Consider the following 9,786-nt stretch of genomic DNA (forward strand, 5'->3'; position numbering starts at 1 on the left):
ATCAGCTCAGTTCCCGCTTTTCGGGTTCAAAGAAAGCGACCCCTACAAAGGTCTGGTTCATGTGAACGCCGGATTGCTGTTCGCCGTAGGTGTTGAAGCCAACCACCCGGTGGGATTGCAAAACATCCGAAACCTGTTTGCTCAACTGCTTCTGTTCGATTTCGAGTTTCCGCAGAATACAGTCGAACCCAAGAATGAAATCCGGGGCCGTCCCGGTGTTGTCGCGCACATTCAACCCAGCTTCGAGCGTTTCAATAATCTCCTTCCCGCGCCCCAGTGTCATGATAAGGCCGTCATCGATCGCCGCTAGAAAAGACAGGGATCCCCCCTCCATCGGTTCACGAATGGCACGTACATAGTAATTGAGGTTCTGTCTGAGAAGCAGCGGGTTTTCTGCGAATACCAGTGGCGAAAGATCTTCGGCCGCGCACCCGACCAGTCGTGCATATTCCTGCGCTGCCGGCGCCCCGTTGATCTCATACACCACCCGTTCTTCCGGGTTGGCGTCGGTGATGATGATCTCTGACCCGATGGGCAGGAAATGATCAAAACCGATACCCTGAAAACCAAGGTTGGTTTCAATCAACAACAGGACGGCAGCATTGTTGTGCGCGCTGCCACCGTGAAAAACGAACGTCTCTTCATATTGAAGGCCATCCCCGGCAGAGCCGCCAAATATCGGCAATCCATCCAGAACGGTTTCCAGCGTTGAAACCAGCAAGTCTTCCTGCTTGGACAATCCATCCGTAAACACCAGCGCCAGCCTGTTCCACCCCGCCGTGTGGCGGAATCTTTCGGCCAGTCGCTGCGCTGCGGCAGCGATCTCCATTGAATTGAGCGGCCTGAGCGACTCGAACAAAATGGACGAACACCGAAAGTTGGACTTTGGAAAGGCCAACAGCAAAAGCGCATGGGATTCATAACCCGATCGCGTGATTTGACCTGCGGTAGTGCAGCCAAATACTGGAACACCCGCAAGTCTTCTGTTCAGGCAACATGACACCTCTGCCGGGTCAAGAGTGCTGGGAATAAAGGCCAGGACAAAGCAGGACGACAGACTGTCGATTTCCGCGCAGGCTTCTTCAACGGCGGTCGTCGGGTCCAAATCATCGGAACGGCCAATCGCAATGAAATTTGGTTCATGCTCCAGATCCCGCATGTGTCCCCCCTAGTGTTGAAGAAAGGATTTGACCTCCGGTTCGTGTCGCGACTGTCTGGCGACAACCGAGTCGACCAGAACAGCGGCCTGGGTCCGGTTGCGCACCCCAAGGCGGCGCAGCAAAGCGGTGATATGTGCCTTGACCGTCGCCTCGGCCAACGACAGCTCATATGCAATCTGTTTGTTGGATTGGCCCACGCAGATAAGCTTGAGAATTTTAACCTGCTGCGGCGTCAGTGATGAAAGCTCGGGGCTGGATTGGTAGACGGTGCTTTCGGAGGGCTTCAGCTCTTCGACGCGGTTGTATTCGGTGGGTACGTATCTCCGCCCAGAGGTGATCTCCTGAATGGCGTGTTTCAGGGTTTGCGCCGGCGTATCTTTCGGCAGAAATCCCATCGCACCGTGGTCCAGCAAAGATCTTACCAGCTCTCCGGATGCCAGGGATGATATCACCAGAACCGGCGCATTCGGACAGCGCTGCCGCAGCTGCTGAAAACCCGAGATACCCGTTACGTCCGGCAATTTCAGATCGAACATGATCAGATCGGGCTTGAAGCCTGCGCCAAGTATTTCAAGTGTCTGCTTCAGCGTGTTGGCTTTTTCAATTCGGCAGTTCTCGAAGCTCAGCTGCAATGCCGCGGCCAACGCATCGCTGAACAGCGGATGATCATCCACGATAAGCACGCTGGACACCTGGTCCACCGGTTTAGGGCATCCCGCAAAGTGCATTGCTTCTCCTCCGACAGGAAAGTTACAGCATTTCCCGATCAGTTCAACTGTTTCATTTTGAGACACGCGAAAGATACCATAGATAACAAATGCTTGATGACTCAGCCGGTCTGGTTCCTGAGGAAGACCCTGGCAAACGCGTTCAAATCGGGCGCCGCAGCATTGGGATCAAAATACTGCCTGTCAAAGTCTTGCATGTGTTTGAGTCGACTGGATGAAGGGCCGTCGCGGCGCAGGATGGCAGAAGCCGCTTGCCGCAGCCTGTCTGCGCGACCAGACCTGGCACTGCGTCGCAATTCCCGGGCCAACGGATCAAAAACCCCAAAGCGGCGCAATGCCCTTGAAACGGCCAGTTTGTGGCCGGACAGTCCCAACCCCAAACCGGCCAGAAAAACGACAATGGCGATTGCGGCCATTGGCCAACCCAACAGCGTTGCTGGTGGCGCATCTGCCTCTGCGACGCCAAGGCCTGCGTCTTCGATGGCCGTACCATAGGCAATGCGTTGTGGTGAGATGATGACTTCTCGGGTTTCACGGGCCACAGTATCAAAGTAACTGAATTGCAAGGGTTCAACGATGCCGGACGTGTCGTTCGAGGGGCGTATGGTCCAGCGCCAGAACGCATGGGTGACCGGCCCTTCCGGGGTCAGTTCGACAAGCCGTTTCTCAGGATGCGCGAAGATCAGGGCCGAAGGCGAGGTCAACTCGGGCATGGGCGGGATCATCTCGGGCGTCGCGCCCAGGGCTTCCAGTCGAATGACGCGCAAGACCCCCTCACCCGGCGCAAGTTGATCCGGCGCATTCGACCACTGATCCGAAATCTGCAATTTGCGAACCGGAAACCACCACTCCTTGGTGGCCGGGGCTTGCGCCACCTGAATGGTCAGCGGCTCTGATTGAATCTCGTGTTCGAACCAGTCGTCATTTTCGTCTGTCAGGGTCAACCTGTGCACAAACGGACCAATTGTAAGCTTGCCTGCCTCGACAGGATAGATCGCCATCCGTCGGGTGAACACTTTGTATTTCCGGCCATTGATCCTTTGCTCCGACCAGCTGTCCGGGCCCAGTTGCGCCCAGCTGAACCCATCCAAGCGGGGTTGGATCAGCTCTTCGCGCGTGATGTGCCGACGATAGACACCCCGGATCGTCAACAGCACCATCTCTTGGGTGAACGGAACCGGGGCATTGTCTTCGATGGCAACTTCGATCAACGCCTCGGAGGGCAGCACTGTTTTCGACTGCGCCAAAACCTGCATCGGAAGTGCAATAAGAAGCAGAAACAGCCACTTCATTCCGGGTTCTCCGCTTCCGGAGGCGAAAGACCAAGCTTTTCCCGGCGCTTGTGTTCGTGTGCGATCCGTGCCGCCATGAACTCACCCGGAACATCGGAAAGCTGATTGAGCCAGCGCAGATCGGCAACCATGAACTTGTCATCAAAGATGCGGCGCACGCCCAGTTGCCCGCGACTGTCCAATTCCGCCAGTCCCAGCATCGTGTTCGCGTTCGTGACCTCACTGCCGGTTCCCGCCGCCCGCGCATTCCCGCGCGCGACAAAACTGTCGGCCTTGGGGCCGGATTTCCGTTCGGGGAAAAGGCTCAACGCCTCTGGGGTGATCTGCTGCCCTGCGTAATAGGCGGCCAGCACATCGAAATTCGCCTGGGCATCCAGGTTTCCCCTGGCCATGGCCTGATCATAGGCTTCCAGCGCAGCGGCCAATTGGCCGGTCCGGGCGTAAGCATTGCCGAGGTTGTACTGGTTCCCGGCGTGCTCGAAAGCACTGGCTGCTTTGTCAAAAACGCCCGCACGGTAGAAGGCAACACCTTGCCAGTCAGGGTCGGAAAACAGTTTTGCAGCCATTGGATACAGACCGATTGCCAATGCGACGCGGCCGAAAGGGGCAGCGCCGCCCAGCGCAAAGGCAACGGCAATACAAGTGGCACCTGCAATCGCGAACCACCTCATGCCCCTTCCCTCCAGAACAAAAACAGCAGGGGGAGCAATGCGAAATACAGCAAATACCGCCCCAGATCATGCCAGAACAGCACCGGATAGTCCGCCCGTATCAAGCGGGTTGCGGCATCATCTGCCAGCCAATTGGCCAGATCATCTGACTGGTCCAAAGTGAAGACAGCGCCACCGCCGAGCGCGGCGTGGGTTTGGATTTGCGCAGTCGTGCGGTGAGCCGACACCAAGGACACGCGCACCCCTCGTGCAGCAAGCAATGCGACCCGCTGCAATGAGGGTGATCCCAGCCCGTCCCCGTCAGTGAACAGGACGACGTCCCCGGCCAGGATGCCCGCCCCTTCCATCCGCTGCAAAGCCAAAGCCAGCGCGCGTTCGGGTCGCGATCCCTTGTCCGGAACGGTCTGTCCATCGATGAGCGACAGCGTTTGACCCAATTGGCGGTGATCGGTGGTCATATCCGTGGCGACATAGGCATCGCCCGCGTAAACGATGATGCCGCCGGGGCGGGACCCAAGCGCACTGACACCCAAACGCCCCATGCTCAGCAGTTGCGGCCAGCGGTCGCCTTCCGCCACGCTGTCAGATGCATCCACAAGGAACAATACGCCATCCAGATTGCGATAGGTCTGCGCGTCGCGCCGTTCGATTGCCGGGCCGGTCAGGGCAATCGCGACGATCCCGGCGGTCAGAAGCAAGGCAGCGGGTTTGAGCGGGAAGGAGCCGCCTTCGATCCGGCCGATCGCGGCCATCGCCTGGACAAGCTGCGGGTCGGTGATCTTGTCCCAGGCTCCGAACCCTCCGGCACGGGAAAGCAACCACCACCCTGCCCCGCAGATGACAGGCAGCAAAAGCCCCCAGACCGGTCTGAGTAAAGTGACATCCAGCTCAATCATCACGCTTGCCTCCACGCCGCCAACAGGGCAAGTGCGGCCGCCATTGCTGCGGGCCAGGTCCAGAATGATCGGTAGACCTCGGCCGTAAGGCCCGCGCTGTCCGTCGCTTCCAGCCGATCCAAGGCCTGAGTCACGTCGACAAGATCATCGGTGGTTTTGACGCGAAACGCTTCGCCGCCTGAAATTTCGGCAATGGCGCGCAGGGTTGTCGCATCGACGACGCCGCGCTCACCAGGTTCGGCGCTTTGCAGGTCTTTTGGACCCAGAGCAATCGTATGGACCCGCACCCCCATCTCGGCCGCCAGTTCGGCCACGCCACCGGGGTTCGTGGCGCCCGCGTTGTTCACCCCATCCGACAACAGAATGACGACCCGCGACGCCGCCTGGCTGTTGGCCAGGCGCTTCAAAGCAAGGCCCAGACCATCGGATATGTTTGTCGCACGGCCCGAGATACCGATCGTGGCCTCTTGGATCCGTCGCGCGACAGCCTCGGTATCGAAAGTGAAAGGCGTGGCGAAATAGGCTTCGGACCCGAAAACAATCAAGGCCACCCGGTCGCCGGCGCGGCGTCGGGCGAACTCGGATCCAACGCGTGTCACCGCCTGCAAACGGGTGATCTGGCGCCCATCGAGATAAAAATCCTCCCGCACCATCGATCCCGAAAGATCCAGAACAATCGCAAGGTCCCGTCCGGACACTTTCAGGGCGCTGACGGGTTGCAGTTGGCGCGGACCGGACAGTGCAAAAATCATGAGCCCCCAAATGATCCACAAAATCAGGAGGTCCGCCAAAGTCCGGGTCCTGGCCTGAGCCTGTGGGCTGGCCGCCATAAGCATTCCGCCTATGCGGTCCGGAACTGGGAACCCCCGCTCGAAAACCGGCCGCGGCTTGACCAAACGTGTGATGACAAGAGGCAATGGCAGCGCCAACAAGATCCAGGGGTCAGCAAGCTCAAACACGACTAGCGACCTCCTTTTGCAGGGTCGCCAGATCCGGTTCACCACCGGGTTGATAAAGATCACCCGTCAACTCTGCATAACGCGTCGGATTCTGAGCGCGCAGTTTGTGCAATAGAGCCACCCTGCGGCGATCCACGGACCACCCCGGTTGTTCAACAGATCGATCCGGTGGATCCGGCCGCCTGTTTGCTGCGGTCTTGACACTCAGCAACCGCAAGATGGCGACACAGCCGACCGAAGCCAGCGCCGCGATACCAAGAACAGCCGCGAATTCCGCAACCGCCCCACCTGCGGCCTCGGCGGGCAAATGGATATCCCGCAGGCTGGCCAGCATCGTGGCTTCAGAGAGTGCTTTCTCACTCATGCCACATATCTTGCCGCGAAAACCGACGAAATGCGACGAGAGGTTTGTTCGACCGGGTCACTGGCATTCAGGACAAGCGCAGGATGTGTTGCCACCTTCTGAAACGCAAGTTCGCCGGCAGGCTCTGCCCGGGCCAGATAGACCCGCTTTTGCCGCCCATCTGAAAGGCGGATCGGATACCAGCCTCTTGGCATCTCATGCGCTTTGCTTTCAGTCACAAGCAGCAGTCTGGGGGTGCGGCGATGATTGAGCCGGTCCAGCACGTCCGAAAAGCCCTCTCCCTGCTGATCAAAGCCAGACGCGATGATAATCTCGGCGCCCGTCGGCGTCAGGCGCTCAACGCCGGCAAGTGCCTGTTCCAGCGTCCAGCTTTCATCCTCACCTTTTTGCAGCGCGGTCAGACTGCGCGCATGAGCCTGAACCAGGCCACCGATCACATCCAGCATTCCGCGCGTTTTCCCTCGCAACGGGACGATGACGGGTGCGCCGGGGGTAAGCGCCAAAAGACCGACACGCCCGCCGCTTTCAACCATGAACCATCCGATCAGGGTCAAGGCTTCGGCGGCAGCGACTGACAGAAACGCCCGCTGGATGCCCCAGAACATCGGTGCACGAAAATCCGCAACCAACAGGGCGACGCGGTCCTGTTCCTCCTGAAACTGCCGGATATGCATACGCCCCGTGCGGGCGGTCGTTCCGCGATCCAAATGACGAATGTCATCCCCGTCCACATATTCGCGTACATCAGCAACCTCGACGCCCTGCCCGCGCTTTCGGGTCAGAAATCCTCCGGGCAGGGCCGCCATTGTCGGGTTGCCGCGGTCGGTCAATGCGATATGCCGCAATGCAATCAAGGCCTCGGTCGTCAGGCGAACCCCCGCATGTGCCAGCACGCCCGTCACAGCGGCTCGACCGCATTCAGAATGTCGGCCACCAACTCGCGCGGCTTTTTCCCATCTGCAACGGCTCTCCAGGTCAGCACCATGCGGTGAGCCAGCGCATCGGGCGCAACAGCAGCGACATCTTCAGGCAGGGCGAAATCCCGGCCCCGCAGATAGGCGCGCGCGCGCGATGCCGAGGCCAGGGCCAATGACCCGCGCGGCGAGACTGCGTGTTCGATATATTCGGAAAACGGACCTTCACGGGTGGCAAGCACAAGCCGTACGATATAGTCCCGCAATTCTGGCGCGACGTGAACCGACTGCGCTTCGGTGCGGGCAATCTTCAGCTCTTCAAGCGTCATCCGCTGCGCGTCCGGAGGCCCATTCCGGGTTTCGGCGATGACCAGATCAAGAATCTCACGTTCCGTTTCCAGATCCGGCAATGTCAGTACGACATGCAGCAGAAACCTGTCCAATTGCGCCTCGGGCAAGGGAAAGGTCCCGTCATGTTCAATGGGGTTCTGGGTCGCCACGACCAGAAAGGGATCCGGCAGGGCGTATGTTTCATTGCCAACCGTAACCTGGTGTTCTGCCATGGCCTCCAACAAGGCAGATTGCACCTTTGGCGGCGCGCGGTTGATCTCGTCAACCAGCACCAGAGTGTGAAACACCGGCCCCGGAACAAACTCAAAGCGGCCTTCCTGAGGCTGGTAAACCGGTGTTCCGGTCAGATCAGAGGGCATCAGGTCAGGTGTGCATTGAATACGGGCAAAGCCGCCCTCGACAGCGTTTGACAGCCATTTGACCGCCCGTGTCTTCGCCAGCCCGGGCGGACCTTCTACAAGAAGATGACCACCTTCCAGCAGCGCGATCAAAAGAGAGTCCACCAGATGCGCGTGACCGATAAGCCCCTGCGACAGATACGCGGACAATCCCGCAATGGCGCGTGGCGGGTTTTCAGGCCTCGTATCCATATGTCCTCCCATAGCCTCTGAGGGCGCATTGCCTGCGCTCAGGCTACCCGGAGTCACCCGCCCGATAAAACACGTCAGATGGTATTACCTGGGCACACGAACCGAATTGGTGCAGCCTTCATCAAAAAGGGCTGCAAATCTGGGATTGGCCAGGGTTTCGTCCGCCTGCGCCCATAGCCGGTCATATTGGGCATTAATGTATTCGATAAAGCCGGGGTCTATGGTTTGATCCACCGGGGATTGCGCGACAGCATGCATCATGAAGATGTCAAACGCACAAAGACCGCTTGGGTTCGAATCCAGCAATGCGCGCATGAAGTCGTGCGAACTCCAAGGCAGGCGCTGCAAGTTTACCGGCGTTTCCTGCAATTTCGACAAGAACCCTGACGATTTGTCATATAGCAGGATGTCCATGCCGAAGGTGAAGGACTGAAACAGCTCTTCCAGCAGGATCGATTTGTGAAAATCCCTTTCCAGCTTGCTGGTTTGATCATGCGCCGGTTGTTTGACCACAATGTGGGTCCCCTGCCCCCGATATCCAAAAAAGGTCTGTGCCATCGCCGGTGATGTCACCACATAGTTTCGACCCGCAGGCAAACCAAGCTGGTGGAGTTCACTGAGCCAGTCGATATCTGACGAAAGGTCCCGATTGGGAGGGTACCCGGAATACAATCGCAAAACCACGGTTCGACCGGTTCCACAATCGCGCGCAGATGGGCCTGCGTAGCGCATGGGTGTCGGGTGGCCGAAGCTGTGTTTCAGCAACGCCCGAAAAGTATCAAGAACGACAAGCGTTTGCGGATGCGGTTTCTCACCAACCAGGCACAGGGCTGCACCGGCCTGATCGCGGCCATTGATGTGAACAGGGATCGCCATGTCGCGTCCCAGCATCGTGGACCGCAGCTCATACCCCCATCCTCTCTGTGCAAGTTCGATATAATCGCTCTTTTCTGCACAAAGCGCGCCTGCAAAAGCGACAATCGCCAATACTTGCAACAACAGATACCGCATTCAGCCCCTCTCAAAGTGACGCGCATTCTATCCGGGATACGGGACTCTCGCAAAATTCTTTTAAATCCGCCTGGATGGGAATAACGATCCGTTAAGCCCACCAGCTGAGCAACCTGCTGAACCGGGCAGGTTCCGGGCGTGAATTGATCCTTGCGGATCATGTTAACCAGTTCGATGCCGGCTAGGGCAGATGCAGCTGAAGAGAAAGACCTGAAACCCAACATGGGCCTGATGCGACGTTTGATGACTCGATGGTCCTGTTCCAAGATGTTATTCAAACACTTCCGCCTGATCATCTCGATTGGGATCGGGCAGCCAAAACCTTTTCAGCATTTTGTTGATTGCTTTGAGACCGGCAGTGTTGGCCCGCTTTTGTCGATAACAATCTTCCGTGGCAAACCGTTCACCTCAAGCGCCCAAGAGAAAAACTCTGTCGCAGCGGTCTTATTTCGGCGCTTGGATAGCATGAATTCAAGGGTCTTGCCGTGTTTGTCGATGGCGCGATAGAGATAAACCCACTCACCCTTCACCTTCACATAGGTCTCATCCATGCGCCATGAACAGTCGGCAGGACGCTTTTTGTGCCGCGAAGCATCAGCGACAAGACCGGCATATCGGCTCACCCAGCGGTTCAAGGTCGCGTGATCGAGTTCAACGCCGCGTTCCGCCATGATTTCTTCCAGATCCCGGTATGAAACACCGTAGCGTAGGTAGAAGAAAACCGCGTACAAGATCACTTCTTTCGGAAAATATGCGCCTTTGAATGAGATTGTCACAGTCTGCTCCTGTCATTTAGAGCATGCGCTACCAAAACTAAGCTTGACCTGACAGGTGGGAACAAAGTTTGCGA

General features: G+C 57.9%; 10 protein-coding genes and 1 pseudogene. All 11 read right to left on the reverse strand.

What is annotated here, in order from left to right:
* Position 1: 1 nt before the first annotated feature.
* A complete protein-coding gene (locus I9185_RS11120; RefSeq protein ID WP_171637196.1) occupies positions 2 to 1,159 on the reverse strand; it encodes an FIST N-terminal domain-containing protein in 1,158 nt (385 codons plus the stop codon).
* 9 nt (positions 1,160 to 1,168) lie between these two features.
* On the reverse strand, positions 1,169 to 1,888 hold the full coding sequence (locus I9185_RS11125; protein ID WP_210093078.1) for a response regulator transcription factor: 720 nt from the start codon (positions 1,886 to 1,888) through the stop codon (positions 1,169 to 1,171).
* A 101-nt stretch (positions 1,889 to 1,989) separates the two neighbouring features.
* The gene (locus I9185_RS11130) at positions 1,990 to 3,180 is read right to left on the reverse strand and encodes a BatD family protein (protein WP_210093079.1); all 1,191 of its coding nucleotides are present in this window, start codon (positions 3,178 to 3,180) and stop codon (positions 1,990 to 1,992) included.
* Complete coding sequence (locus tag I9185_RS11135; RefSeq protein ID WP_171637199.1) at positions 3,177 to 3,851, reverse strand: tetratricopeptide repeat protein; 675 nt, start codon at positions 3,849 to 3,851, stop codon at positions 3,177 to 3,179. Before I9185_RS11135 ends, I9185_RS11130 begins: the two co-directional genes overlap by 4 nt.
* Positions 3,848 to 4,747 (reverse strand): vWA domain-containing protein, encoded by a 900-nt coding sequence (locus tag I9185_RS11140; RefSeq protein WP_171723925.1) that lies wholly within the window; start codon positions 4,745 to 4,747, stop codon positions 3,848 to 3,850. Before I9185_RS11140 ends, I9185_RS11135 begins: the two co-directional genes overlap by 4 nt.
* Positions 4,747 to 5,706: a VWA domain-containing protein gene (locus I9185_RS11145; RefSeq protein WP_210093080.1), complete on the reverse strand. Its 960-nt coding sequence runs from the start codon at positions 5,704 to 5,706 to the stop codon at positions 4,747 to 4,749. Before I9185_RS11145 ends, I9185_RS11140 begins: the two co-directional genes overlap by 1 nt.
* On the reverse strand, positions 5,699 to 6,070 hold the full coding sequence (locus tag I9185_RS11150; RefSeq protein WP_171723927.1) for a hypothetical protein: 372 nt from the start codon (positions 6,068 to 6,070) through the stop codon (positions 5,699 to 5,701). Before I9185_RS11150 ends, I9185_RS11145 begins: the two co-directional genes overlap by 8 nt.
* On the reverse strand, positions 6,067 to 6,963 hold the full coding sequence (locus I9185_RS11155) for a DUF58 domain-containing protein (protein ID WP_348539737.1): 897 nt from the start codon (positions 6,961 to 6,963) through the stop codon (positions 6,067 to 6,069). Before I9185_RS11155 ends, I9185_RS11150 begins: the two co-directional genes overlap by 4 nt.
* Before the next feature lie 5 nt (positions 6,964 to 6,968).
* Entirely contained in the window at positions 6,969 to 7,925 is a 957-nt protein-coding gene (locus I9185_RS11160) for a MoxR family ATPase (RefSeq protein ID WP_171205901.1), read from the reverse strand.
* An 84-nt stretch (positions 7,926 to 8,009) separates the two neighbouring features.
* A complete protein-coding gene (locus tag I9185_RS11165; RefSeq protein ID WP_210093081.1) occupies positions 8,010 to 8,936 on the reverse strand; it encodes a hypothetical protein in 927 nt (308 codons plus the stop codon).
* Between the two features lie 143 nt (positions 8,937 to 9,079).
* Positions 9,080 to 9,712 (reverse strand): annotated as a pseudogene (locus I9185_RS11170) (IS6 family transposase); the annotation flags it as partial.
* Positions 9,713 to 9,786: the final 74 nt, after the last annotated feature.

This window comes from Ruegeria sp. HKCCSP346, from assembly GCF_017872595.1.
Lineage (GTDB): Bacteria > Pseudomonadota > Alphaproteobacteria > Rhodobacterales > Rhodobacteraceae > Ruegeria.